The 26,749-nt window shown below is 40.7% G+C and carries 25 protein-coding genes and 1 pseudogene; 21 read left to right on the top strand and 5 right to left on the bottom strand.

Annotated elements, in window-relative coordinates:
* Positions 1 to 485 precede the first annotated feature (485 nt).
* From L650_RS0121505 to L650_RS0121470, 8 genes are all read left to right on the top strand, one after another.
* Positions 486 to 689: a cold-shock protein gene (locus L650_RS0121505; RefSeq protein ID WP_004588138.1), complete on the top strand. Its 204-nt coding sequence runs from the start codon at positions 486 to 488 to the stop codon at positions 687 to 689.
* Between the two features lie 865 nt (positions 690 to 1,554).
* A complete protein-coding gene (locus L650_RS0121500; RefSeq protein ID WP_004588137.1) occupies positions 1,555 to 2,325 on the top strand; it encodes a DUF3450 domain-containing protein in 771 nt (256 codons plus the stop codon).
* Positions 2,326 to 2,332: 7 nt separating this feature from the next.
* Positions 2,333 to 3,697, top strand: a complete 1,365-nt coding sequence (locus L650_RS0121495; RefSeq protein ID WP_004588136.1) for a MotA/TolQ/ExbB proton channel family protein — start codon at positions 2,333 to 2,335, stop codon at positions 3,695 to 3,697.
* The gene (locus L650_RS0121490) at positions 3,697 to 4,221 is read left to right on the top strand and encodes a MotA/TolQ/ExbB proton channel family protein (protein ID WP_004588135.1); all 525 of its coding nucleotides are present in this window, start codon (positions 3,697 to 3,699) and stop codon (positions 4,219 to 4,221) included. Before L650_RS0121495 ends, L650_RS0121490 begins: the two co-directional genes overlap by 1 nt.
* A 14-nt stretch (positions 4,222 to 4,235) precedes the next feature.
* A complete protein-coding gene (locus L650_RS0121485) occupies positions 4,236 to 4,640 on the top strand; it encodes an ExbD/TolR family protein (RefSeq protein WP_004588134.1) in 405 nt (134 codons plus the stop codon).
* A complete protein-coding gene (locus L650_RS0121480) occupies positions 4,640 to 5,254 on the top strand; it encodes an energy transducer TonB (protein ID WP_004588133.1) in 615 nt (204 codons plus the stop codon). Before L650_RS0121485 ends, L650_RS0121480 begins: the two co-directional genes overlap by 1 nt.
* A gap of 11 nt (positions 5,255 to 5,265) precedes the next feature.
* A complete protein-coding gene (locus L650_RS0121475) occupies positions 5,266 to 6,525 on the top strand; it encodes a tetratricopeptide repeat protein (RefSeq protein WP_004588132.1) in 1,260 nt (419 codons plus the stop codon).
* Between the two features lie 63 nt (positions 6,526 to 6,588).
* Positions 6,589 to 7,632 (top strand): hypothetical protein, encoded by a 1,044-nt coding sequence (locus L650_RS0121470; RefSeq protein ID WP_029774357.1) that lies wholly within the window; start codon positions 6,589 to 6,591, stop codon positions 7,630 to 7,632.
* Between the two features lie 4 nt (positions 7,633 to 7,636).
* On the opposite strand, the gene L650_RS0121465 is transcribed toward L650_RS0121470, so the two are convergent.
* Together L650_RS0121465 and L650_RS0121460 are read right to left on the bottom strand one after the other, a co-directional pair.
* Positions 7,637 to 7,969 carry a TraR/DksA C4-type zinc finger protein gene (locus tag L650_RS0121465; protein WP_004588130.1) on the bottom strand — a complete coding sequence of 111 codons (333 nt, stop codon included), beginning with the start codon at positions 7,967 to 7,969 and terminating at the stop codon, positions 7,637 to 7,639.
* A gap of 57 nt (positions 7,970 to 8,026) precedes the next feature.
* Entirely contained in the window at positions 8,027 to 9,007 is a 981-nt protein-coding gene (locus L650_RS0121460; protein ID WP_029774356.1) for a tRNA-dihydrouridine synthase, read from the bottom strand.
* Between the two features lie 227 nt (positions 9,008 to 9,234).
* Here L650_RS0121460 and L650_RS0121455 point away from each other — a divergent pair, with 227 nt between their 5' ends.
* The 11 genes from L650_RS0121455 (at position 9,235) to adk (ending at position 20,867) form a co-directional block, all read left to right on the top strand.
* Positions 9,235 to 9,720: a hypothetical protein gene (locus L650_RS0121455; RefSeq protein ID WP_024033363.1), complete on the top strand. Its 486-nt coding sequence runs from the start codon at positions 9,235 to 9,237 to the stop codon at positions 9,718 to 9,720.
* 113 nt (positions 9,721 to 9,833) lie between these two features.
* A complete protein-coding gene (locus L650_RS0121450; protein ID WP_128081079.1) occupies positions 9,834 to 10,661 on the top strand; it encodes a DUF692 domain-containing protein in 828 nt (275 codons plus the stop codon).
* A gap of 10 nt (positions 10,662 to 10,671) precedes the next feature.
* Complete coding sequence (locus L650_RS0121445; protein ID WP_029774354.1) at positions 10,672 to 11,424, top strand: DUF2063 domain-containing protein; 753 nt, start codon at positions 10,672 to 10,674, stop codon at positions 11,422 to 11,424.
* 72 nt (positions 11,425 to 11,496) lie between these two features.
* Positions 11,497 to 11,619 carry a hypothetical protein gene (locus tag L650_RS24730; protein ID WP_004588125.1) on the top strand — a complete coding sequence of 41 codons (123 nt, stop codon included), beginning with the start codon at positions 11,497 to 11,499 and terminating at the stop codon, positions 11,617 to 11,619.
* A gap of 172 nt (positions 11,620 to 11,791) precedes the next feature.
* Positions 11,792 to 12,337: an adenine phosphoribosyltransferase gene (apt, locus tag L650_RS0121435; protein WP_004588124.1), complete on the top strand. Its 546-nt coding sequence runs from the start codon at positions 11,792 to 11,794 to the stop codon at positions 12,335 to 12,337.
* Between the two features lie 3 nt (positions 12,338 to 12,340).
* A complete protein-coding gene (dnaX, locus tag L650_RS0121430; RefSeq protein WP_029774353.1) occupies positions 12,341 to 14,809 on the top strand; it encodes a DNA polymerase III subunit gamma/tau in 2,469 nt (822 codons plus the stop codon).
* Positions 14,810 to 14,868: 59 nt separating this feature from the next.
* Positions 14,869 to 15,195: a YbaB/EbfC family nucleoid-associated protein gene (locus L650_RS0121425; protein ID WP_004588122.1), complete on the top strand. Its 327-nt coding sequence runs from the start codon at positions 14,869 to 14,871 to the stop codon at positions 15,193 to 15,195.
* A gap of 6 nt (positions 15,196 to 15,201) precedes the next feature.
* Positions 15,202 to 15,810, top strand: coding sequence for a recombination mediator RecR (gene recR / locus L650_RS0121420; protein ID WP_004588121.1), 609 nt, complete (start codon positions 15,202 to 15,204; stop codon positions 15,808 to 15,810).
* A 266-nt stretch (positions 15,811 to 16,076) separates the two neighbouring features.
* Positions 16,077 to 17,981 (top strand): MFS transporter, encoded by a 1,905-nt coding sequence (locus L650_RS0121415; RefSeq protein ID WP_029774352.1) that lies wholly within the window; start codon positions 16,077 to 16,079, stop codon positions 17,979 to 17,981.
* A gap of 145 nt (positions 17,982 to 18,126) precedes the next feature.
* A complete protein-coding gene (htpG, locus tag L650_RS0121410) occupies positions 18,127 to 20,040 on the top strand; it encodes a molecular chaperone HtpG (protein ID WP_024033368.1) in 1,914 nt (637 codons plus the stop codon).
* Positions 20,041 to 20,222: 182 nt separating this feature from the next.
* Complete coding sequence (gene adk / locus L650_RS0121405) at positions 20,223 to 20,867, top strand: adenylate kinase (protein WP_004588118.1); 645 nt, start codon at positions 20,223 to 20,225, stop codon at positions 20,865 to 20,867.
* Between the two features lie 113 nt (positions 20,868 to 20,980).
* Here the strand turns inward: adk and tpx are convergent, their stop codons facing one another.
* Positions 20,981 to 21,568: a thiol peroxidase gene (gene tpx / locus L650_RS0121400; RefSeq protein WP_004588117.1), complete on the bottom strand. Its 588-nt coding sequence runs from the start codon at positions 21,566 to 21,568 to the stop codon at positions 20,981 to 20,983.
* A gap of 216 nt (positions 21,569 to 21,784) precedes the next feature.
* Here tpx and L650_RS0121395 point away from each other — a divergent pair.
* Positions 21,785 to 22,791 (top strand): annotated as a pseudogene (locus L650_RS0121395) (response regulator).
* A gap of 3 nt (positions 22,792 to 22,794) precedes the next feature.
* Positions 22,795 to 23,766: a diguanylate cyclase gene (locus tag L650_RS0121390; RefSeq protein WP_029774351.1), complete on the top strand. Its 972-nt coding sequence runs from the start codon at positions 22,795 to 22,797 to the stop codon at positions 23,764 to 23,766.
* A gap of 152 nt (positions 23,767 to 23,918) precedes the next feature.
* On the opposite strand, the gene L650_RS0121380 is transcribed toward L650_RS0121390, so the two are convergent.
* Positions 23,919 to 25,433 (bottom strand): SpoVR family protein, encoded by a 1,515-nt coding sequence (locus L650_RS0121380; protein ID WP_029774350.1) that lies wholly within the window; start codon positions 25,431 to 25,433, stop codon positions 23,919 to 23,921.
* A gap of 17 nt (positions 25,434 to 25,450) precedes the next feature.
* The gene (locus L650_RS0121375; RefSeq protein WP_029774349.1) at positions 25,451 to 26,734 is read right to left on the bottom strand and encodes a YeaH/YhbH family protein; all 1,284 of its coding nucleotides are present in this window, start codon (positions 26,732 to 26,734) and stop codon (positions 25,451 to 25,453) included.
* Between the last annotated feature and the right edge of the window lie 15 nt (positions 26,735 to 26,749).

Here is a 26,749-nt window from a genome sequence, read left to right as displayed (position 1 = left end):
CTGGCAGGTTAAGTAATTAAAGTGCATTAAATTAGCATTGTATTAAAGCCGTATAGCTTGCTGTACGGCTTTTTATTTGCTTGAAATTCAATCTTTACGCGAGTTTTTAACGCTCTTTACGAGGGGCTTTATTTGTAAAGCTAAGCTGCTATACATGATTTGTTACAATTACGAGCAACAAAGCTGCCGTTTTTTGTTCAATTTTAGCTTTAAAAATAACCACTTACATATAATGCTTTATTTATTTTTGTTCTGAGTAAATAAATCTTAATTAATAGAGCCAAAAAAAAATTAATGTGTTAACCTTAACTTGCTTTGAGTTTTTGCGTATTGAATTTACGGATATTGTGCTGCGTTTAAGGTTACCGGTTAGGTTAAAACTTGTTCCTGTACTATACCTCCAGAATTTTGGGCACTGACTCAGGGAGGATATAGCCATAATAATATGGCTGAATTTTAATTATTGACTTACAGGAAAATTTAGTATGTCGGTTACTGGTAAAGTAAAATTTTTCAACGAAGCTAAAGGCTTTGGTTTCATTGAACAAGAAAATGGTCCTGACGTGTTTGTACATTTCAGCGCAATCACTGGTTCTGGTTTTCGCACTCTTAGCGAAGGTCAAGCAGTGACTTTCAGCATCAAACAAGGTCAAAAAGGCCCTGAAGCTGAGAACGTAGAAGTAGCATAATTTTAATTATGTGAACCTTAGTTCATCTTGGTGAAGCAGTTTTCTGTTTCACCATAATTCCTCAAAATCTTCCTCATTGTTTTTATACTCTCTAATATTGTTTGTTCACTCCCTAATACAGTCAAACGTTAAAATTTACTTCTCGCTATAGCTTCAAACACGTTTAACATATTTGCCATTTAAATAGTTAAAAACCCTATTTAATAGCAACGCCGCTTCAATACACTAACAGCTCATCATCTGCATACTTTCACCAAGCTTAAACAATACATTTACCACACGCATAGTGTGTATTAAAAAACCGTGTAATTAACTGAGTGTTTTACTGGCTTTAATAAGGCTTAACTTGGGCTTAGCAAAGTTAAAGCCATTAACTTAAATGCAGTAATATTTATACATCATCTCAAAACCACTTTCGAATTGTTGTATTTTTATACGATGAAGCGCAGGATTTGTAAGTTAAGATGTGTTTTTAGCCTAATTTAACCAAATCTAGTTCATCAAATTGTCACATTTTTATTATTTTTGTTTTTTTTTAAGGTGCAATTCAGTTTTGTTTAGATGTTGCATTTTTGTTTCATGTAAGTGTCTAATTTTTAACTAGTGTTTAATTTTAAAGGGGCTATATAATGCTAAAACGGCTTAATGCTGGTTGCATTTATGTTAACAGTATTTTTTGTAATACTTTAGTTTTAGCTTTTTCAAGGTATTTATTTACTTAGAATAGCTAACATCAAGTTGACAGGGCGTATTGCATTTAGCATTATTGGAGGGTTGATATCTATTAAAAGATATCAGGGTTGTCATCCTTAATAAGGTTGATAATTAAATTATAAAAGTAACATTACTTAATTGGTTGGGAACTATGTCTGTTAAAATCAGAAAGAGTCTTGTAGCATCTGCGTTGGTTGGCGCTTTTGCATTTGCAAGCAGCAATGTGATTGCAGATCCTTTGAATGACGTGCAAAAAGCAGGTCAGCAAATTCAAAAGGCTGCTGTTAAGTCTCAAACTAAAATTGACAACGTATACGGTCAAACTCAAGAGCTAATCGCTGAGTACCGTAGTATTGTTGATGAGACTGAACTTATGAAAGTGTACAACGATCACGTAGCACGTTTGGTCGCTGACCAAAATGCGTCAATCGAATCGTTTGACCGTCAAATCGCTACTATCGACAACACTAAACAAAACGTTGTGCCTTTGATGTATCGCATGATCGATACGCTTGAGCAATTCATCAAAGCGGACGTTCCGTTCAATCTTGATTCTCGTCTTGCTCGTGTAGAAAGACTTCGTGAAATCATGGCTTCTGCGTCTGTAACGACGTCTGAGAAATTCCGCCAAGTTCTTGAAGCATACACAGTTGAAACTGCTTACAGCTCGGCTGTAACTGCTTCTCAAGGTACTTTAGAAGTTGATGGTAAAAACATTAACGTTGATATCGGTCGTTTAGGTCGTATCACTTACGTAGCACAATCTTTTGACTTAAAACACGCTTGGGTGTGGGACAACAACACTAAAGAGTGGAAAGAATTAGGTGAAGAATACCTAAAACCAGTTAAAGAAGTGATTCGTATGGCGCGTAAGCAAGCGACACTAGAACTTGTTAAACTACCAATCTTTGGCGCGGAGTAATCGAATAATGAAGAAACTATTTAAAGGTTTTGCTGTTGCAGCAGTACTATCTGTTTCTGCAGGTACCGCGCTTAATGCACATGCAAATACTGATGCTTTAGATAAAATTCTTGAGCAAGTAAAGCAAGAACGTATCTCTGAAGGTAAAATCAATAAGCAACGTGAGCAAGAGTTCTTATCAGAACGTGCTGACAAGCAAGCATTACTTAACAAAGCAAAAAGCCAATTAGCGTCTGAAAAAGCACGCGGTGACAGCTTAGCTAAGCAATATGCACAAAACGAAAATACATTAGCTGAAAAAGAGCAAGCGCTTCAAAACGCACAAGGTACTCTTGGTGAAATGTTTGGTGTTGTACGTCGTGCAGCGCAAGACGCTATCGGTTCTATCGAAGCTTCACTAGTAAGTGCTGAAAAGCCAGGCCGTGCAGAAGTACTTCGTTCATTAGCAGCAGCTAAAGAACTTCCAACAGTTCGTGAACTTGAAGAACTTTGGATTGCACTTCAAACAGAAATGACTGAGTCAGCAAAAGTTTCTACTTTTGAAACTGAAGTGTCAGGTCTTGACGGTAACTCTACAGTTAAGCAAGTAACACGTATTGGTAACTTTAACTTAGTTACTGACGAAGGTTACTTAATCTACTCGCCAGAGACAAAATCTATTCAGCCTTTAGGTAAACAACCTGATAGCTACATTTTAGATGGTATCTCTGCTCTTGAAGGTACTTCTTCTGACAATTACGCTGGCGTATACATTGACCCGACTCGTGGTGCAATCTTACGTATCAACACGCAGAAGAAAACGCTTATGGAATACTACGAGCAAGGTGCTGAAGTTGGTTACATCATCACAGTTTTATTAGCTGTTGGTCTACTAATCTTCTTAGTACGTTTCGTTGACTTAGCGCTTACTACTTCTAAGATCAAGTCTCAGCTTAAAAACTTGTCTACACCGAATACAAACAACCCACTGGGTCGTATTCTTAAAGTGTACCATGACAACAAGAGCCAAGACGTTGAAAACCTTGAGCTTAAACTTGATGAAGCTATCTTACGTGAAACGCCACGTGTTGAAGCTGGCATCAACATCATCAAGATTCTTGCTGCAATCGCACCGTTACTTGGTCTACTAGGTACAGTAATCGGTATGATCTTAACGTTCCAAACAATCACATTGTTCGGTACGGGCGATCCGAAGATCATGGCTGGTAACATCTCTCTAGCTCTTGTAACTACAGCGCTAGGTCTAATTGCTGCACTACCACTTATCCTACTTCATTCAATTGTTGCAGGTCGTAGTAAGTCAGTATTACATATCCTTGATGAGCAAAGCGCAGGTATCGTTGCTACTCATGCGGAGAAGGAGAAAGCCTAATGCTAGTCCTGATGGAGATATGGGAATCTATCAGGGATTTTGTTGGCACAGGCGGCCAGGTATTATACGTGGTCGCGATAGCACTCTTTCTTATGTGGGTTTTAATGATTGAGCGCTATTGGTTCCTACTTGCTGAATTTCCTCGTTTAACGAAGGATATTGTAGCAAAGTGGGATGCCCGCCAAGACACTACGTCTTGGTACGCACACAGAATCCGTGAAGCATGGATTTCTGAAGCGTCTGAAAAATTAGATCAGCGTATGTTGTTGATTAAAACATTAGTAGCTGTTTGTCCTTTAATAGGCTTACTTGGAACTGTAACGGGTATGATCGCGGTTTTCGAAACCATGGCAACCCAAGGTACTGGTAATGCACGTTTAATGGCATCAGGTATTTCAATGGCAACAATCCCAACAATGGCTGGAATGGTTGCGGCACTATCTGGAGTTTTCTTTAGCTCACGCCTTGAGGCAAGAGCGAGAATGGTGAAAGCCAAACTTGTAGATAGCATGCCTCATCACTAGAGAGAGAATTAAATATGGCACGTAAACAACGTTTTCGTGAAGAAGAAGAAGCAGCGGTAGATATGACGCCAATGCTTGACATCGTATTTATCATGCTTATTTTCTTTATCGTAACTACATCGTTCGTTAAAGAGGCTGGTATCGAGGTCAATAAACCTAAAGCGGCCCAAGCTACGAAGCAAAAAAATGCTAACATTTTTGTTGCTATTCGCAGTGATGGTGCTATCTGGATTGATAAACAGCAAGTTGATGTTGAACGTGTTTCAGCAAAAATCGAAAGTTTATTAGCAGAACAACCTACTGATGTTGTGATTTTGCAAGCTGATAAAGAAGCAAAGCACGGCGTAGTGGTTAAAGTTATGGACCAGATCAAAGCGACAGGTGACAACCTGAGAATTTCAATAGCTGGAGATCAGTAATGATTCGTTTTCTGTTTTCACTGATTGCAGGTGGGGCAGTTACTTTCGGCTTGTTCTACTTCATGGCTTACCTCATCTCTGGTGGGGCTGACCGTAATACTGAACAAAAAGAGCAGATCATAGTCGAAATAATGACGAATCCGCCTGAATCTAAGGTGCAGGAGAGGAAGCGTGTTCCGCCTCCGCCTCCGCCACCGCCAAAGCAGCCGCCTAAACCGCAGCCGCCACAGCCGGAGAATAACAATCCTAACCCTGGTGCTATGTCATTTAACATGGGTAGCATTGATGTAGGAAGTTCTGCTGGTGGACTAAGTGGTCCAGGTGCATTTGGACGAGATGGTGATGCGACACCTATCGTTCGTATTGAACCAAAATATCCAACGCAAGCAGCGCGTGATGGTAAAGAAGGTTGGGTACAACTTTCGTTCACAATTGATGAGTTAGGTGGCGTGACTGACGTTCAAGTTATTGACGCAGAACCAAAACGTATCTTTGACCGTGAAGCTAAACGTGCATTACGCAAGTGGAAATACCGTCCTAAAATTATTGACGGTAAACCACAGAAACAAGTTGGTTTACAAGTTCAACTAGACTTTAAACTTAACCAAGGCTAAGGAGGCGAGTAATGAGAAATTTATCTAAAGTAACTGCTCTTGCAATTCTTATGTCTGTGTCAGGTGCAGCTATAACTGCACCTGTATTAGCAGCGCCGGATTACGCTAAAATTGAAGAGCGTAAAAAAGCCAAGACTAAAATCATGGGCGAGCGTACTGGTAAAAAGGTAATTAAAGCGTTTGACTTGTACAATGAAGACAAAATTGATGAAGCAATTGCCTTGTTAAAAGAGATTGACGCATCTAACGACTTCGATAAAGCGACTGTAAATCGTTACTTAGGTAGCATGTACGCGCAAAAAGAGAAGTACGATGAAGCGATTAAATACTCTAGACAAGCTGTTGCCCCTGATATTTTAAACTTCGCAGATCACGAGCAAACTTTAAAGCTATTAGGTGATTTATACGCAGGTACTGAAAAGTTCCAAGAAGCCAAAAAAGCTTATACAGCTTGGATGGACTTCACCGGCGAAGAAGACCCTAAAGTTTATACTCGTATTGCGCAAGCTAACTATCAGTTAGGTCAGTTTCGTGATGTTTTTAAACCTGCCGACAAGGCAATCTCTTTACAAAAGGAGCCTAACAAGGCCCCTTACCAATTAAAATTAGGTTCTTACTTTGAACTTAAAGATTACGCCAACATGGTGAAAATTGGTGAAGAGATTGTACGAGTTTGGCCAGATGACAAAAAAGCCTGGGTTAGTTTAGGTAAATACTACCTACAAACCGAAGACTACTCTAAAGGTCTAGCGACCATGGAAGTAGCATTCAAAAATGGCTATTTTGAAGCGGAAGTAGATTACAAAGTACTTTCTAACTTTTATTCTTTAAACGAAATTCCATTTAAAGCGGCTAAAACCCTTGAAAATGCGATTAAAGAAGACAAAGTTAAGCGTACTAAGCAAAATGTTAATGCAATTGCTAGTAACTACCACCGTTCTAAAGACATCGAAAAAGCTGCTAAGTACTACGAAGAAGCTGCTAAATTTGACGACGATGCAGAGCTTTACCGCAAAGCAGGATCGTTACTTTTACAATCTGAGAACTTTAGTGCTGCTGTTGTTCGTTTGAACAAAGCGTTAGAGCTTGGCTCTGACAAAAAAGGCACCATTTATTCAGATTTAGCTGAAGCGTACTACTACCAAGCTAAATACAAGCAAGCTTATGCTGCTATTACTAAAGCAATGGACGACCCACGCACACGTAAGTTTGCTAAAGGTTGGTCTACATTTATTAAAGATAAAGCCGCTCGCAACGGTGTTAAAATTTAACTTTAATTTGTTTTAGCAATTATATAAAAAGCCCCTTTGGGGCTTTTTTTATTGGAATTTATAATGAATAAAACGCATCTTTTGTCTGTCCTATTTAGTCTGTTTTTGGTTGCTTGTTCAAAACAACCACTGCCTTTTGAATCTTATGATGCTGCGCAGCAGAGTATTAAAAATTTAAACACGGCGCTAAAGCCTGCGGGCACTGCAAGTGTATCCACTGAACAAGTATTGCCTTTTTCCTCAGCGTATTTATCGCTTCGTCATCAGATGTATCAGCGCCTACAAACAATGACTCTTTCAAACGCGCAAACACAGCAGCTAAATTACTTAATTATTGCTGAGCGTTTTCCTGAGCGCTTTTTCAGCTGGCCTGCACAGGTGAATGTGTTAGAGAACTTATTATCAGCGCAAATTCAAAGTACTAAGGCTAACGAGGTAATTGAGTGGCTTAAGTTCACTCAAGATCAATTAGATAGTGCGCTGCAAAGCAATTTGAGATTAAACAAGGTTGAATTAAACCTCCTGCAGGGTTACTTACAAACGTCACAATTAAAACAATCTAGCGCAAACGATTTAAAAGCCCAGATTGCAGAGTTTAATGATTACTTGGCCCAGTACAAACCAAGGGGAAGCATTGGCTTACGTGGTCTTGCTAATGGCAGTGAATGGTATCAAAGTAAACTAAATTACTTCAGTGGGGCAGTTAAGTCGCCTTTGCAATGGGTTGATACTATCAATCAGCATCTTCAAATGAACTCGCACACTGCACCTAATTTGAGCTATAACGAGCATCATAGTACTTCGTTTATTAGCCAATATTTAAGCAAGGCGCCAAAAGTAAAAGGGATTGATTGGCAAACTGATTACATGCTGTTGCCAGCTATGGCTAAAAACAGCCAGCTGAGCCCAGAAGATAAAAGGCTAATGCTTGCGCTAATGGAAACTGATGTAGGTATACACTACCATGCATGGACTTTATCTCAGGCAAAAGTGAACTTAGTAAAACGATTAGCTATTTCACAGCGCGATGCGCAGTATTTAGTTGAAGATAGTGTGCTTTACCCAGGCCAGGCTTTTAGTTTTGCCGAGCAACTATTAACACTTTAAACGCTTATGTGCGCTTAGCGCACATTTCACAACGCTGTGTTGCAGGGTCTTTTTTAAGTAACCGCTCAGAAATTGCTTCTTCACAATCGCAGCAATAGCCGTATTGACCAATATCAATTTGGCTTATTGCCGCTTCTAATTCTGTCAGCCTATTAACTAAAGTTTGATATTCAGGACCTAAGTGGTAGGTGGCCGTGTCAAGCCATTCGTTATGCTGGCTAGTTAATATAACGTCACGTAGCTTAAGATGGGCAGGGTGTGCAGATTGGCTCAGCATCGCTAATATTACTGATTTAACGTGTGCTATTTCACTGTGCAGTTGTTGCTGATAAAGCATATTGGTATAACCTTCATTTAGCGTTTCGTTATACTGGTATTATCTGAGCTGCGCTGGTTATACGCTATGATTTGAATCAAGTTGCGGAGACTTAGCGTATTTTTTTAAAACCTGTGCTACATCACCTTTTACTTTAAGACGTCTTATTTCATCAAATAGTGCATTAGCTTGTGGGTATTGGCGTTTTAGATAACCCAGCCATTGTTTAGTACGAGAGGCAAAATATTTTTCATCTTGTGTGGGGTCTTGATGAATAGCAGAGTGAATCAAATGATAAATTATATGTTCCCACTCTAGGCCTGTATATTGTTCATTATTGACATGAGCTTTAATTTTTTTCGCTAAGTCAGGGTGAGAAAGCGCACCGCGCCCTAGCATTAAATCGCTACACTGGCTTCGGGTTTGGCAAAGTAGGGCATCTTCTACTTGCCAAATTTCACCATTGGCAACCACGGCGATGTTTTTACCTTTTATTAGCGGGGGGATTTTTTCCCAATAAGCAGGTGGGTTATAACCATCACGCTTAGTACGGGCATGTATTGCAATACTATCTGCACCGGCGTTTACAACGGCATCTACAATTTCTTGGCTATTGCTATCATCATCAAAGCCCAGGCGTATTTTAGCGCTTACTTGATGTTTACTATCTACTGCATCCCTTACCGCTTTGATTATGTCATACATATGGTCAGGGTCTTTTAGCAGAACAGCACCCCCGCGGCTTTTATTTACCGTTTTTGCAGGGCAGCCAAAATTAAGATCTATACCGTGAGAGCCTAATTCGATAGCTCTAACCGCATTTTCTGCTAATACGTCGGCCACTTGCCCTAATAACTGTACGCGCACAGGAGTACCTGCTTTGGTTAAACCGTTATTATTGAGCTCAGGACAATAGCGATGAAACACTTTAGCCGGTAAACATTTATCAATTACTCTAACAAATTCTGTTACGCATAGGTCAAAGCCACCAATATTGGTAAGAAGTTGGCGCATTTTAAAATCAACAACACCTTCCATAGGCGCTAAAACAAGTTTCATAGAGTATTTTTATTGAAAAAACGGGTGCGTAGTGTACCTGCAAAGTATGGTTTGATAAAACTTAAATTACTGCCCATATTTGTTTGTATAAATTTAAAAGTAAAAAAAATGAAAATAAATGAAAGTTTTTATTTGATAGCGGGTCTATTTAATTATACAAGCAACGCATAATTGACAATAATTAGTTTGCGTTATCTTAATACACACTTATATAAGAGAGTCATACAATGAATACAGTAAAGAAAAACTCAATCGCGTTAACCTTAGGTGCAGTAGTTGTTGGCTCTGCAAGTTTTGCCTCTGCAGATGCACAAGCAAACCCATTTGAATTTCAACAGCTAGTAACCGGATACCAGCTTGATGCGGCAGAAGGTAAGTGCGGTGAAGGCAAATGTGGCGGCGACGCAAAAGGTAAAAAAGAAGGTAAGTGCGGCGAAGGCAAATGTGGCGGTGACGCAAAAGGTAAAAAAGAAGGTAAGTGCGGCGAAGGCAAATGTGGCGGCGACGCAAAAGGTAAAAAAGAAGGTAAGTGCGGCGAAGGCAAATGTGGCGGCGACGCTAAAGGCAAAAAAGAAGGTAAATGCGGCGAAGGCAAATGTGGCGGTGACGCAAAAGGTAAAAAAGAAGGTAAATGCGGCGAAGGCAAATGTGGCGGCGACGCAAAAGGTAAAAAAGAAGGTAAATGCGGCGAAGGCAAATGTGGCGGCCAATAACAGGCTGATTTAAGTACCTGATTTACTCAGATATACGTTATGCTAAAAGGGCCAAAAGGCCCTTTTTGTTTTAGGAGATAATGATGAGAGCAACACAAAACTCAGCATTTGGGATGGTGGGCTTAGGTCTTCGTCGAGAGATGCTTGATGAACTACTAGCGCATACACCAAAGCAAATCGATTTTATGGAAGTAGCGCCTGAAAACTGGCTTAAGCTGGGAGGGCGCTTTAAAAAACAATTTAAAACCTTAACTGACGCCAATAATTTTGTTTGCCATGGTTTATCGCTTTCTATCGGCTCGCCTGAACCTCTTGATATTGAATTTGTTAAATCGCTAAAAACGTTTTTTGATCAGCACAACATTAAACTATTCAGTGAGCACCTAAGTTACTGCTCTGGCAAAGGGCATATGTACGATTTAATGCCAATCCCTTTTACTGAAGATGCCATTGCACACGTTGTACCTCGCATCAAACAAGTGCAAGATATTTTAGAGCGCCAAATAGCCATCGAAAATGTCTCTTATTATGCGGCGCCTAGCCAGCAGTTATCTGAGCTTGAATTTACAAACACGATTTTAGAGCAAGCCGATTGTAAACTACTGCTTGATGTAAATAATATTTATGTTAATTCAATTAATCATGGTTACAACGCCGAAGCGTTTTTACTAGGGCTACCTTCAAAACGCATTGCATATGGGCACGTAGCTGGGCACTACAATGAAGCCGATGATTTAATTGTTGATACCCACGGCGCTGATGTTATTGACCCCGTATGGGACTTACTTGATAAAGCGTACCAAGCGCATGGGGTGTTTCCTACCTTATTGGAGCGTGATTTTAATATTCCAAGTATAAATACACTTACAAAAGAGCTTGATATTATTCACGATTTACAAAATAAGCAGTTATGCGCATCGCCTACTCAGCAATTAGCATAAAGGAAGAAATATGAGCTTTATTGACAGCCAAAATGAGTTTATGGCGCACATACGTGAGCCTGAGCATAACCCAAAGCCAAACGATATTGAAGATAGACGCATGGCGATTTACCGCGACTTATTTTTTAATAATATTGCAGGGTTTATCACATCTGGTTTTCCGGTGCTTAAAACTTTATATACACAGCAGCAATGGCAAAAATTAATAAGGGCTTTTTTTAGTGAGCATGACTGTAAGTCGCCTTATTTTTTAGACATAGCAGGGGAGTTTATTAATTACTTGTCGAGCGGTTATACCCTGCAAGAGTACGATTATGCATTTATGCTTGAGCTGGCACATTATGAGTGGATAGAGCTTGATGTTTCTGTGGCTAATGAAGATACCAATGAGCAACGCTTAAAAAGCACTGAACTAACCAGTTCTGCACTTTACTTATCGAGTGTAGCGCGTAATTTAAGCTACCAATATGCGGTTCAAAATATCAGCACAGAGTATAAACCCAGCACGCCATCTGAGCAGCCAAATTACTTTGTTGTATACAGAGATGATAACGACGACGTACAGTTTTTAGCCACAAATGCAATGACCGCCTTGCTACTTTCAATAATAGAATCCAATGCGGGCATTGAGTTTGAGAGTGTATGCCAGCAGGTTTTAGTCCACGCGCCTAATTTTAGCGAACAACAAATTGCGCATGGTGCGTTAAGTACGCTTAATGCAATGTGCGAGCGCGGTATTATCGTGACAAAAAATCAACATTAAGGTCTTTATAGATGTTTTTACTTCGTCTATCATGGCAGCCTTATTTGTCGTGCTTAAAAAAAGGTTATACCAATGTCAGATGATAAAGACTTTAAAGATCCGTTTAACGCTACTTACTTTATTGCTTTTTTAGCAGTTTTTGTGGGTATTGGCTGTTTAAATGCGATTTTAGGCTGGATCACAAGCCTAACTTAAAGCTCCTTGCTCTATTAAGGCTGTTGTTTATATCAGCCTTAAGCTTCTTTTCTTCCTCCACCCTTATAATTTTCAAACCACCTTGGTATTAATAACAGCAAACTCGCATTTTAACGTCAGTTAAGGTTATAATCAGCTGCTTTGAAATATAAACTATTGAGCAATTAAACTTATGACTCAAGTAACACCCGCTATTATTAAAAACAGTATCGCAACCATTGCCGACTATCCTAAACCAGGCATTATGTTTCGTGATGTAACAACACTAATGGCAAATCCAGAAGCCTTTAAAGCAACAATCGATGCTTTTATAAACGAATATAAAAACCAAGGCTTTACAAAAATTATTGGTACAGAATCTCGCGGCTTTATTTTTGGTGCACCGCTATCTTACGCGTTAGGGATCCCTTTTATTCCTGTTCGTAAGCCAGGCAAGCTACCACGCGAAGTGATTCGCCAAGATTACCTACTTGAATACGGTGAAGACACATTAGAGCTTCATGTTGATGCTATTGTCCCAGGCGACAAAGTATTATTAGTTGACGATTTATTAGCTACCGGTGGCACAATTGAAGCCACAGCAAAGCTAGTTGCAAAATTAGGCGGCACAGCCACTGATGCAGCGTTTGTTGTTTCATTACCTGAGCTTGGTGGTGAGCAGCGTATAGAAAAAATGGGTATTAAAATCTTAAAACTGGTTGAGTTTGAAGGCGAGTAATTGATGAGTTATCAGGTTCTAGCGAGAAAATGGCGTCCGCAAACCTTTCATGAATTGGTTGGCCAGTCTCATGTAAAGCAAGCGCTTGTTAATGCGCTAACGCAAAATAGACTGCATCACGCTTATTTATTCACTGGAACCCGTGGTGTGGGTAAAACGACCATTGCGCGTATTTTTGCTAAAAGCTTAAATTGTGATGAGGGTATATCGGCATCTCCATGTGGGCAATGTAGCAGTTGTACTGACATAGAAGCAGGGCGATACATTGACTTACTTGAAATCGATGCCGCTTCTCGCACCAAAGTAGAAGATACTCGTGAAATTCTTGATAACGTTCAATATGCCCCCACACGTGGACGTTACAAAGTATACCTAATAGATGAAGTACACATGCTCTCTAAGCATAGCTTTAACGCGTTATTAAAAACGTTGGAAGAGCCGCCAGAGCATGTGAAATTTTTACTAGCAACCACTGATCCGCAAAAGTTACCAGTTACCATTTTATCGCGCTGTTTACAGTTTAACTTAAATGCACTTTCGCAAAGCGAAATTAAAACTCAGCTTGAGCATGTCCTTACTCAAGAGGAATTAAACTTTGATAAAGATGCGCTAAGTATTATTGCAAAAGCCGCCGATGGCAGTATGCGTGACGCGTTGAGCTTAACAGATCAAGCTATTGCGCAAACCAACGGCGACATAAACAATCAAGCCGTACAAGCTATGCTTGGTTTAATGGACACACATTACAGCCAAAGTTTGCTTGCTGCTTTGTTAGCACAAGATGGTGGCGCACTGATGGACGAAATAGCCCAAGTAGCGAGCCGTAATCCTAACTATATTGCACTACTTGATGATTTAATTGCATTAACTCACCTTATTCAATTAACTCAGCTTGTCCCGCAAGCAGCGCAACTGGATGATAAAAACGCCGATTATGTTAGTCATGTTGCACAGCACACCCAGGCTCAACAAATTCAGGTTTATTACCAGTTACTGTTAAACGGTAAAAAAGACTTACAATGGGCGCCAGAGCCTCGTTTAGGCTTTGAAATGATAATGCTGCGTTTATTAGCATTTGAGTCTGCAGGTACAACGTCTGCTCAATCGCTTCCTGAGCCTAGTGACACACCGAGTGCTGCAACGCCTGCGCCTACCAGTAGTAAAGGCCGTGCCGATGCGCTGCGTGATATATTAAATAAAAATAAAACACCATCGCAAGACGAAATCCCTGCTCCGCAAGTAATGGTTGAGAAAAGCCAAAACCAAAGCACAGCGCAAAACCAAACAATTGATGAACCAGTAGAGCAACCGCCCACAGAGCAGCTAACACGCTCGCCAAGTGAGCAAAACAGCAATAGCGTATCACCTGCGGCTCAAAGCCTGCAAAACGATATACAGAGCCCTGTGCAGCAAAGTGAGCACATAGCTAAGAGTGACGATGCTGCTGAGCGCCAAAGTGAAGACGATGCTTATCTGCAACACAGTAATATGGAGCAAAGCTTAGCTGCACAATTTGATGATGTTATGAGCAGTGCGGTAGATCAAGGTTATAACCCTGCACCTATAGCGCAACACACACAACCCGCGCCTGAAAACGCCGATGCTAAAGATAGCAGTGTGCGTGAACAAGAAGCTCAAGCACAATCAGCAATTGCGCGAATTTTACGGGATAGAAATATATCGGGTGCTGGCAGGCTTTCAGGGGGGAGTGTAAATACCTCTGAGCAAGCGCAAACACCAAAAACACCTGCCCAAGCTACGCCTAACAGCGAAGCAAAGCCACATAATACAAGCCCGCAAGCGAGTGAGTCACAAAACGATTCACCGCCATGGCATGACCATGCGCAAGGCGATAGCGAAAAAAAGCCAACGCTCCCAGTAACAGGGAGCCAAACGCCAGCTGAGCCAGCAACGCAAAGCCAGCCAGCGCGTAAGGTTGATTTTAAAGAAAAGCATCAAACAATTACTGAAAACTTAGCGCCTGAGCTGCTTGAGCAAATTAACCCGCAAAAAAAGCCTGAGGTAATAGAGCAAGAGCCCGCTATACCGGTTCCTGATGATTTTCAAAGCCCAATTAGCGAGATTAAATTTGCGCATCAGCAAGATGAGTGGGCTTATTTAATTAAGCGTATGGGGCTTGGTGGGCGAATGCGCCAATTTGCATTACACTCGATTTTTACCAAGCAAGGCGACAGTTTACATATTGACGTGGATGAATCGCAAAAACACTTAGATACGCCCATGCTTAGGCAAAAGCTCGATGCGGCGTTATCAAGTATATACGGGCATAACGTATCGCTGAGTATTAACTTTGCAAAAGGGGTGATTGACTCGCCTTATTTAATTCAGCAAAAAATAGATGCAGGGCGACACCAGCAAGCAATAGATGTGATCACATCTGATGAAAACATAGTACAATTTCAGCAGCTATTTAGCGCCGAAATTGACGAAAACAGTATTCAGGCATTGTAATTAAATACAATCGCCCTTATCTTCATGACAACTAGAGTTTAAAAGAAAGAGAGAAAATTATGTTTAAAGGTGGAATGGGTAACATGATGAAGCAAGCGCAGCAAATGCAAGAGCGCATGCAAAAAGCCCAAGACGAAATCGCGACAATGGAAGTTGTTGGCGAAGCCGGCGCAGGCCTTGTAAAAGTAACCATGCTTGGTAATCATAATGTGCGTCGTGTTGAGCTTGATGAAAGCCTTATGGAAGACGACAAAGACATGATTGAAGATTTACTTGCTGCAGCATGTAACGATGCTGTTCGCCGCGTTGCTGACGAAACGCAAGAGCGTATGGGCAAAGTAACTGGCGGTATGCAATTACCACCAGGTATGAAAATGCCGTTTTAAGCAAATATGCAACTTTCAGATAGTTTAACGCAGCTTATAGAAGCGCTACGTTGCCAACCGGGTATTGGTCCTAAGTCGGCTCAGCGCATTGCGTTTCATTTATTAGAGCGCGATCGTAAAGGCGGTACTCAACTTGGTAACGCATTGACCAAAGCCATGGGCGCGGTTGGGCATTGTCAGTCGTGCCGCACTTTTACTGAGCAAGCGCAGTGTGATATTTGCTTAAGTACAAAACGCCAAGACAGTGGTGTGCTGTGTGTTGTTGAGTCGCCTACCGATGTGTTGGCAATAGAGCAAACAGGCCAATACCTTGGTTTATATTTTGTACTTATGGGGCATTTATCGCCAATTGACGGTATTGGCCCTAAAGAAATTGGCCTTGATATACTTGAACAAAAGCTCTCGCACGGCGGTATTAACGAAGTGATTTTAGCTACCAACCCCACGGTTGAGGGCGAAACCACTGCACATTATATTGCCCAGCTTTGCCATAAATATAAAGTAGGGGCCTCGCGTATAGCGCATGGTATACCTGTTGGTGGCGAGCTTGATTTAGTAGATGGCACCACGTTAATGCATGCATTTAGTGGCCGCCGAGCGGTTATGCAGGACTAACATAACTATCTGAAATCGTTTTAAAAGCCTACATAGTAAAATATGTGGGCTTTTTTGTGTTTGCTATTTAATTACCGTATAACGTGTGTGGGTTTGCCGGTAATCATATTAAATTAATAAATGAGTTAAACTTGGCGACGTTGTGTTATAAATTATTGACTAACAACAACTAGATAACGTGATAGTTGCACGGCTCACGCGCCTTAAAAATATCGCTCAAGTTGCTATAAAAACATCAGGAATTTATCTGATTAGTAAGGAGTACTATGCAAAATAATAAACACGACAATAAAGGCGGCTTACTCAGCAGTAAGCGCTTTTTACCTCTATTTGTAACGCAGTTTTTGTCGGCTATGAATGATAATGTGTATAAGCAATCCGTGCTTATATTGTTAGTGTTTCAAGCTGCAACCCTTGGCGATGGTGCGCTGTATTCAAACCTTGCAGCGGGCTTATTTATATTACCGTTTTTTTTATTTTCAGGAATGGCGGGGCAATTAGCCGAAAAAACAGAAAAATCAAAGCTGATCCGGCTTGTTAAATTTTGCGAAATACCGATTATGGTTATTGGCGCAGCCTCTATTTTTACGCAATATGTGTGGCTAATGCTGACTACCGTGTTTTTTATGGGCTTGCAAAGTACTTTTTTTGGCCCGCTTAAGTATTCAATATTACCGCAGCATGTGGCACCTAACGAATTAACAAAAGCCAATGGCTTGGTTGAGTCTGCCACTTTTGTAGCTATTTTAATTGGTACTATTTTTGGCACCTATTACATTACTCAAACAACAGGTCCTACAATTATTAGTATTGCCGTGCTGATACTTGCGGTACTTGGCTTTTTCAGCAGCCGCTTTATTCCTATAAGCCAAGCTAATAATCCTAATTTGCACTTTACCTATAATATTTTTTCATCCACTAAAAATGTATTTAAAGCGCTTAATGCTCAAACAGAATCGGTTGGTAAATCGGTGTTGGGTATAAGCTGGTTTTGGCTAATAGGCGCGGTTATTTTAACGGCATTACCTAATTACGTTAAGCATGTAATGGGTGGCGATGAACTCGTGGTAACCAGTGCGCTGGTGGTGTTTTCGCTAAGCATTGCCGTGGGGTCTTTGTTGTGCGAAAAGCTCTCGCGCTCACGTATTGAGCTGGGCATTGTACCTTTTGGCGCTATTTTAATTACGCTATTTTTGTATTTATTAAGCCAAGAGCCGGCTATTAGTCAATATATCGCGCCCTCTGAAAACTTATTAACGCTTAAACAAGTACTCAATACGGGCGACATGGTATGGCATTTTGTTTGGATGGCAGGTATTGGTATCGCATCCGGTTTTTATACTGTGCCGCTGTATGCGCTTATTCAACAGCGTACCGAGGAGGCAAGTCGTTCGCGGGTGATTGCTGCTAATAATGTGCTTAATGCGCTCTTTATGGTTGGCAGTGCCATATTAAGTATTGTAACGCTCTCTGTTTTAGAGTGGCATATTTCGTCGTTACTATTGCTTTTGGCGGGGCTTAATTTGCTTATCTCTATTTATATTTACACTAAGGTACCGGAATTTTTCTTGCGCTTTGTTATCTATATTTTAGCTATATGCATGTATCGCGTGCGCACAAAAGGGCATGAAAATATTCCAAGCGAAGGCGCAGCCGTTATTGTGGCTAACCATGTTAGCTTTGTAGATTGGATGTTTATTTTAGCCACTTCGCCTAGGCCTATACGCTTTATGGTGTTTGCTCCCATTTATTACTCAAAAGCGCTGCATTGGCTATTTAAAATGGCAAAAGCTATTCCAATTGATAGCGAAAAAGCCAATCCAAAGGCGTTTGCAAAAGCATTTGATGAGGTTGCCGCAGCGCTTGAACGCGGTGAGTTAGTTGGTATTTTTCCTGAAGGAAAACTAACAAGTAATGGTGAAATGGACATGTTTAGGCGGGGCATTGAGCGCATTATAGAGCGCACACCTGTGCCTGTTGTGCCCGTTCACTTAGGTGGCTTGTGGGGCAGTATGTTTAGCCGTAAAGCCAAGTGGCAACTACCACGCCTTAAATGGTCGTTAGTATCGGTGAGTGTGGGAAAGCCGATTGGCGCTGAGCAGGTAAGTGCTAATTATTTACACGAACAAGTCAGTGCTTTAAAAGCCCAGCACGCTAAAAATACACCGTAATTTAACTCTAAAAGCCACATTTTTATGTGGCTTTTTATTTATGTCAGCGCAAAAGCTGCTTTTTTAAATTTTTCCCTTGAAGTTACTCCACCTCACCCCATATTAAGTGCATAACGCAGACACTTTGCTAATTGGAGATACATAAATGACTGCAGCACAAAAAGAAACATTAGGCTTTCAAACAGAAGTAAAACAACTATTAAACTTAATGATTCATTCGTTATATTCGAATAAAGAAATATTTTTACGTGAGCTTGTATCAAATGCATCAGATGCCGCCGATAAGCTACGCTTTTTAGCGCTTTCAAATGGCGACCTTTACCAGGGTGATGCCGATTTACGTGTACGTATTAGCGCAGATAAAGAAGCGAACACAATTACCATTTCTGACAATGGTATTGGTATGACGCGTGAAGAAGTGATTAGCTCTTTAGGAACTATTGCTAAGTCGGGTACTGCTGAGTTTTTCAAAAACTTAACCGGTGACCAAAGTAAAGACTCACAATTAATTGGTCAATTTGGTGTTGGTTTTTACTCAGCCTTTATTGTGGCTGATGAAGTGACAGTGCGCACGCGTAAAGCGGGTGAAACACAAGCGTACGAGTGGCAATCACAAGGTGAAGGTGAGTACACATTACAAGAAATTGAAAAAGAAGGCCGTGGTACGGATATCATTTTACACCTGCGTGAAGAAGAAAAAGAATACGCGGATGAATACCGTTTACGTAGCATTGTTACTAAATACTCAGATCATATTTCTACGCCTGTACAAATGTATAAAGCAGAAGTGCCTGAGTCTGAAGGCGAAGACGGCGAAAAAATCCCAGCAGTTCCAGGTGAGTGGGAAAGCATTAACCGTGCAACCGCTTTATGGACACGTGATAAGTCAGAGGTTTCTGATGAAGAATACAAAGAGTTTTACAAGCATGTAAGCCATGATTGGGAAGAGCCGCTAAACTGGGCGCACAATAAAGTAGAAGGTAAAACTGAGTACACAAGCTTATTGTATATCCCTAAAAAAGCGCCGTTCGATTTATGGAACCGTGAGCGCCAAAGTGGCTTAAAACTGTATGTTCAACGTGTCTTTATTATGGATGACGCTGAGCAGTTTATGCCAAGCTACCTGCGCTTTGTAAAAGGCTTGCTTGATTCAAACGATTTACCCCTAAATGTATCGCGCGAAATTTTACAAGATAACAAAGTAACGCAAGCGATTCGTAAAGGGTGTACGTCTCGTATCTTAAAAATGCTAGAGCGTATGGCTAAAAACAAAGCCGAAGACTACCAAACATTTTGGAACGAGTTTGGCCAAGTAATCAAAGAAGGCCCAGCAGAAGATACAGCGAATAAAGAAGCCATTGCTAAATTGTTACGCTTCTCATCTACGCATACCGACTCAGAAACACAAGATGTATCGCTTGAGCAATACATTGAGCGTATGAACGATGAGCAAGATAAAATTTACTACGTGGTTGCTGATTCGTTTACAGCGGCTAAAAACTCGCCGCACTTAGAAATCTTCCGCAAAAAAGGCATCGAAGTATTATTACTAAGTGACCGTGTTGATGAGTGGATGATGAGCCACTTAACTGAGTTTAACGAAAAATCATTCCAGTCAATTACACGTGGCGACCTTGATTTAGGTAAGCTTGACGACGAAGAAACAAAAAAAGCGCAAGAAGAGTCTGAAAAAGAAGTAGAAGGCTTAATTGAGCGCATTAAAACAGCGCTAGGTGAAGAAGTTAAAGAAGTACGCTTTACGCATCGCTTAACAGACTCTCCTGCCTGTGTGGTTAGCGATGAGAACGACATGAGCTCGCAAATGCAAAAGCTTATGGAGTCAGTAGGGCAACCTGTACCAGAGGCTAAGCCAGTGTTTGAGCTTAACCCTGAGCATCAGTTAGTTAAGCACTTAAACGATGAGCAAGACGAAGATAAGTTTGCACAGTGGTCTCATGTATTACTAGACCAAGCTTTACTTGCTGAACGCGGTACATTAAAAGATCCTACCGGGTTCGTAACACGTTTAAACAAGTTAATGCTTGATTTAAATAAGTAAGGCTAACAGGCTCTTTTAATTGCTAAAAGAGCCTAAAATATAACCATAATTATAAAGGAAGCGTATGCTTCCTTTTTTTATGTGCTCTAAAGTAGGCAATTAGTATAAGTTGCTTGAGTATCTGCAGCGCTTGTGGAAGAATTCAGGCTTTAAAATAAATATCCATACTAGGGGACAATGATATGCGCATTATTCTTTTGGGCGCGCCAGGTGCTGGTAAAGGTACTCAAGCTCAGTTTTTAATGGACAAATACGGTATTCCACAAATTTCTACCGGTGATATGCTTCGTGCAGCCATTAAAGAAGGTACACCACTTGGCTTGGAAGCGAAAAAAGTAATGGATGCAGGTCAGTTAATTTCTGACGATATCATCATTGGTTTAGTGAAAGAGCGTATTGCTAAACCAGACTGCGAACAAGGCTTTTTACTTGATGGCTTCCCACGCACTATTCCACAAGCAGATGCTATGAAAGAAAATGGCGTTGTGGTTGATCACGTTATTGAGTTTGACGTTGCTGATGAAGTAATTGTTGAGCGTATGGGTGGACGTCGCGTACATCCTGGCTCTGGCCGTGTTTATCACGTTGTTTACAACCCACCAAAAGTGGAAGGTAAAGACGATGAAACAGGCGAAGAGCTTATTATTCGTGCAGATGACACGGAAGAAACAGTTCGTAAACGTTTAGCTATTTACCATGAGCAAACTATGCCATTGGTTGATTACTACCAAGCTGAAGCGCAAGCAGGTAACACGCAGTACCATAAAATTGATGGTACGCAAGCTGTTGAAACAGTAAGCCAGCAACTAGCAGAGCTTTTAGGTTAATATAATCTAAACACAGCTTAGGTATTAAAAAACCGCCCTTGGGCGGTTTTTTTGTATTTAGTAGCTTTTAACAATTTAAAATTAAACCACCAAAGGTCAACACGCCCTGTTACCTATAACGTTTTTAGCTTTTCTATTACTGGGTCGTAGTTTGGCTCGGTAGATAAATTAGACACGAGCTGTTTGTATATCACTGTATGGCTTTTATCTAAAATAAGCACAGCGCGAGTTAGTAGTCCCATATCTTTTATAATTAAGCCATATTTTTGGCCAAAGTCTCGCCATACAGAGTCAGAAAGAGCTGTTACTTTGTCGATGTTTTCAGCATTACAAAAGCGTTTTTGAGCAAAAGGTAAATCGGCACTGATGGTCAGTATTGCGATAGCAGGAAATTGCGTCGCTACTTTTTCATTAAAATGTTTGGTTTGTAAGCTACAAATGCCAGTATCTAAACTTGGCACTACGCTGATTAATACAGCTTGCCCTTTATAATCATTAAGATTTACAGGGGCAAAACCACCATCAACCACTTTAAAATTTGGCGCATTATCACCTACACTTACACCTTTACCTAACAAAGTGACAGGCTTACCCTGAGCAGAGACCTTACCTGCATCAAGCGTGTTTTCTGGGTACTGTGATGCGTGCCCAACTGAGCTTAAAGCCAGTGTGCTTAGTGCAAAAATAAGAGAGCGTACCATAGGTTATTTCCTTTTAAATTAACGCAATAGGTTTGAGTGTATTATACTCAATATCACTGACCAAGCGATTAAATATCACTGTAAAAGTAATAATAAGTTCTGTGATATATAAATTGTAAACTGCATGAACTTTTATTAACATGTAGTTACAAAATGTATCTTTAATAAAGTCATAAGGCCTATTGACAACATTGGGTTAAATAATAGAGAGATAGTATGTCAACATCCGTATTAATATGTGACGACTCAAAATTAGCGAGGCGCCAGCTAGCCCGCTCTTTACCAGATGACTGGGATATTAAAGTAGAGTTTGCTCAAGATGGTGTTGATTGCATCAAAAAACTAAAAATAATCGAGCCTGAAATCCTTTTTCTTGATTTAAACATGCCTGAAATGGACGGTTACGAAGTCCTTATGGCCATGAAAGAGCAAGGCCTTAATATTCTAACCGTGGTTGTATCTGGCGATATTCAGCCAAATGCGCACCAACGCGTACTTGAATTAGGCGCCATTGATTTTATCCAAAAACCTTGCTCACCTGAAAAACTTGCCGATATTATCGAGCATCATGGCATTAAAGATAAAGCCATGCGCGAGCGTCTTGCTCATTCTTTAGGTGAACAAGTAGACCCAGATGTGCGCGATATATACCAAGAGCTTACAAATGTCGCTATGGGCCAAGCAGGCGATTTGCTTGCACGGCTTTTGAATGTGTTTGTAGAGCTGCCAATTCCGAATGTGAATGTGCTTGAAGTTAATGAACTGGATATGGCGCTGCAGTCAATTGACAATAATGCTGCCACATCAGGGGTGTGCCAAGGCTTTATTGGCGGNGTGGCGTATCGGGCGAGGCATTACTTTTATTAAATGATTCAAGCTTTAAAGAAATTGCGTCACTGATGAATTACGACGGTGAGCTGAACGACAAAGTTGAGCTTGAGCTACTTATGGATATTAGTAATATTTTAATAGGCTCAATTTTAACGGGGCTTTCTAAACAGCTAGATATGTCTTTTAGCCAAGGTCATCCCATTGTACTTGGCCAACATCGCGACGTATCTGAATTGGTTAAATCAAATAAATCTCGTTGGCAAAGAACCTTAGCGATAGAAATAAGCTACGGCATCGAAAACCATGATATTAACTGCGATCTTATGCTGTTATTTACCGAAGATTCACTTAAAACTTTGAAATACAAAGTTGCTTACCTATTAGAAGACTAAGTTATGGCCGCTGATTTAGAAATGAATGAGATCCATTGGTTAATGGATATGTTTAACACGGTTGATGTGGGCCTGGTTGTACTGGATAGAAATTATAAAGTGTGTGTGTGGAATGGCTTTATGGAAAATCATTCTGGGCTATTACCAAGTGCTGTAAAAGACAAAGACCTATTTGATTTATTTCCTTCGATTGATGAGAAATGGTTTAGAAGCAAGTCAGAGTCTGTATTTGTACTTAAAAACCGCTCTTTTACTATCTGGGAGCAGCAACCTTACATCTTTCGTTTTAAAAACTACCGCCCCATTACCGGTAAAGCGGATTACATGTACCAAAATGCGACCTTTATTCCACTTACCAATACACTGGGTGAGGTCAGTCATATTTGTATCATTATTTATGATGTTACCGATGTGGCGGTCAATAAAAAAGAATTAGAAGATTTAAATAAGCGTTTAGAGCAAGTAAGCCAAACCGACAGCTTAACGCAACTGTTTAACCGTGGGCATTGGGAAAGCACACTGCACCAAGAGTTTTTACGTGTTAAGCGCAGCGGTGGCAGCAGCACATTATTGATGTTTGATATCGATCATTTTAAAAAAATTAATGATGAGCATGGCCATAGCTGTGGCGATGAAGCGCTACGCCACCTTTCAGAACTGCTACGAACGACGCTTCGCGAAACCGATATAGCAGGGCGCTATGGTGGGGAGGAGTTTGTTGTTACTTTACTCGATACCGACAAGCAAGGCGCAGCAATATTTGCCGAGCGCATAAGAGCGTTAATAGAAGCCAACCCTTTTGTTTATAAAAACACAAAAATAGAGATGACTGTGAGTGTTGGCTTTGCAGGAAATAGCCCTGACTTTGCAAAACATGAGCGGTGGATTGAAGCCGCTGACAAAGCCCTGTATCACTCAAAAGAGCATGGCCGTAACAGAGTAACCGATTTTGAGGATATAAAAAATGACGCATAAGCGTCTTTTTTATGCGCTGCTAAAATTAAGGCCACGGTAATATTACTGCTAAATTAAAGTAACCAAGGATGCACCTAATTGCGCCGCAAGCCTTGGCAGTAAATACTTAACAAGGGCTTGGTTAAAATGCCATTTTTTATCAGGCATTTTATTTACTCTGTAGTATGGCGAGTATCATCTGCTGGGCATTGGCCAAGAGTAGACACATCGCCTGTACTGGTCTCTTGCTCTAATTGAACCTTGAATCCCCATAACCTGTACAGGTGTTTTAGCACTTCTTTATGCGAGTCAGCAAGGGGGATGTTATTGTGAGGAACATAACGCAACGTTAAAGAACGATCGCCTCTAACATCAACATTATATACTTGAATGTTAGGTTCGTGATTACTCAAATTATATTGCGCTGAAAGCGCTTCGCGTACAGCCTGATAACCGCTATCATCATGTATTGCGCCTACTTCTAGATGTGGATTACGGCAGTGATCGACAATAGTAAACAGCTTAAAATCACGAATTAACTTAGGTGATAAAAATTGGCTTATGAAGCTTTCATCTTTAAAGTTTTCCATCGCAAAATGCAGTGTGTCTAGCCAATTAGTGCCTGCATATTCAGGAAACCAGCGTCTATCCTCATCTGTTGGGTTTTCGCAAATACGGCGAATATCCACCATCATATTAAAACCCAGTGCATACGGGTTTATACCTGAATAGTAATTGCTGTTATAAGGTGGCTGATAAACCACGTTGGTATGGCTTTGCAAAAACTCCATCATAAAGGAGTCGGTTAATTTACCTTCATCATATAAGTGGTTCAAAATGGTATAGTGCCAAAAGGTGGCCCAGCCTTCGTTCATCACTTGGGTTTGTTTTTGCGGATAAAAATATTGTGATATCTTTCGCACAATACGTATTATTTCTCGCTGCCAAGACTCTAATAAAGGCGCGTTTTTCTCAATAAAGTATAAAATGTTTTCTTGCGGCTCTTGCGGAAAATGCCTCTCTTGCTTTTTAGCTTCTTGCTGTTGAGCGGGGATAGTGCGCCATAGCTCGTTTACTTGAGATTGCATGTAGTCTTCACGCTCTTTCTGGCGTTTTTGCTCTTCAAAAAGGGAAATTTGCTGCGGGCGTTTATATCTATCTACGCCGTAATTCATTAATGCGTGACACGAATCAATTAAGCTTTCTACTTGTGTAATACCGTATTTTTCTTCGCAGCGGCTAATGTAATTTTTAGCAAACACTAAGTAATCTATGATGGAGTCGGCGTCAGTCCATGTTTTAAATAAGTAGTTTCCTTTAAAAAATGAGTTATGGCCATAACAGGCATGCGCCATAACCAGTGCCTGCATAGGGAGTGTGTTTTCTTCCATTAAATAAGCAATACAGGGGTTTGAATTAATCACAATTTCGTAAGCCAGCCCCATTTGCCCACGCTTATAATTTTGTTCGGTTTGTATAAATTTTTTACCATATGACCAATGGCTGTAGCCTATAGGCATGCCTACGCTTGAATAAGCATCCATCATTTGCTCAGCTGTTATTACCTCAATTTGGTTAGGGTAAGTGTCTAAGCGATAATGCGCTGCAACACGGGCTATTTCAGTTTGGTATTGCTCAAGCAGCTCAAAGGTCCAATCTGGGCCATCGCTAATTCGTTCAGTGCTCATAGTAAACCTCGCTTAGGCTAAGCAGCCCCTTGTTGTTGACGATTTTTTTTAAATAGCTCCCTAAACATAGGGTAAATGTCTTCAACACTTTGAATATGTTGTATTGCAAAGTTGCTATGGGTTTGGGCGATGTTTTGGTATTCGCGCCACAAGCTTTGGTGCGCACGCGTGGTAATTTCTATATAGGCAAAGTAGCGTACCGCATTAAGTAGCTTATTACGTAATATTTCACCGCAGTGTGGGGTATCGTCTGCCCAGTTATCGCCATCAGATGCTTGCGCTGCGTATATATTCCATTGCTCTGAATCATAGCGCTCTTTTATTATTTCGTTCATTAATTTAAGGGCACTGGAGACAATAGTGCCGCCAGTTTCTTGAGAATAAAAAAACTCTTGTTCGTCGACCTCTTTAGCTTGTGTGTGGTGGCGTATATACACCACCTCAATGTCTTTATAACTTCGGGTCAAAAATTGATACAGCAAAATATAAAAACGCTTTGCCATGTCTTTTGTGGCCTGATCCATTGAGCCTGATACATCCATAATACAAAACATAACGGCTTTGCTGGTGGGGTGGGGGCGTTTTTCATAATTACGAAAACGTAAGTCGTAATTATCAATAAATGGTACGGCTTTTATTTGCTGTTTAAGTTGCTCAATTTCCTCTTGTAATAACGCAATGATGGCTTGGTCGCTGTTGGCTTGCTCACGCTCCATCGCAAGTTGGCCTTCAAGCTCTGCTAGGCGCCTTTTTTTACCCGCGCTCATGGCGACTCTTCTGGCGAGTGAGCCCTGTAATGAGCGTACTATATCAATATTACTGGGCATACCATCGCTACAAAAACCAGCCCGATGAGTTTTCATTTGTACAAGCTTATCTAGCTGGTTTTCTTGTAAGTTGGGCAGTTCTAGGTCTTCAAAGAGTAAATCAAGGTATTCATCTTTAGAAATAGAAAACACAAAGTCATCTTGGCCTTCGCCTGAATCACTTGCATCGCCATCGCCTGCGCCACCACCTTGGCCGCCTTTAGGGCGCTCAATTTTGTCACCTGTTGAAAATTGATCGTTGCCAGGGTGAATTTGTTCTCTGTCGCCCCCTTTACCTTGGTGAAAAATGGGCTCGCTAATATCTCGTTGCGGGATAGATATACTCTCTCCTGAACTTGAGTCGGTAACGCTGCGTTTATTAACCGCATCAGACACTGCTTCTTTTATTTGCTTTTTATAGCGCCTAATAAAGCGCTGACGATTAAGCGTGCTTTTGTTTTTACCATTTAAGCGTCTATCTATAAAATGCGCCATACTGTTCCCCCTAAA

Origin of the sequence: Pseudoalteromonas sp. TB51 (genome assembly GCF_000498055.1) — a bacterium.
GTDB classification, from domain to species: domain Bacteria; phylum Pseudomonadota; class Gammaproteobacteria; order Enterobacterales; family Alteromonadaceae; genus Pseudoalteromonas; species Pseudoalteromonas atlantica.
Note: the sequence above shows the minus strand (reverse complement) of the source record. Positions and strands in the feature narration are given on the sequence as shown.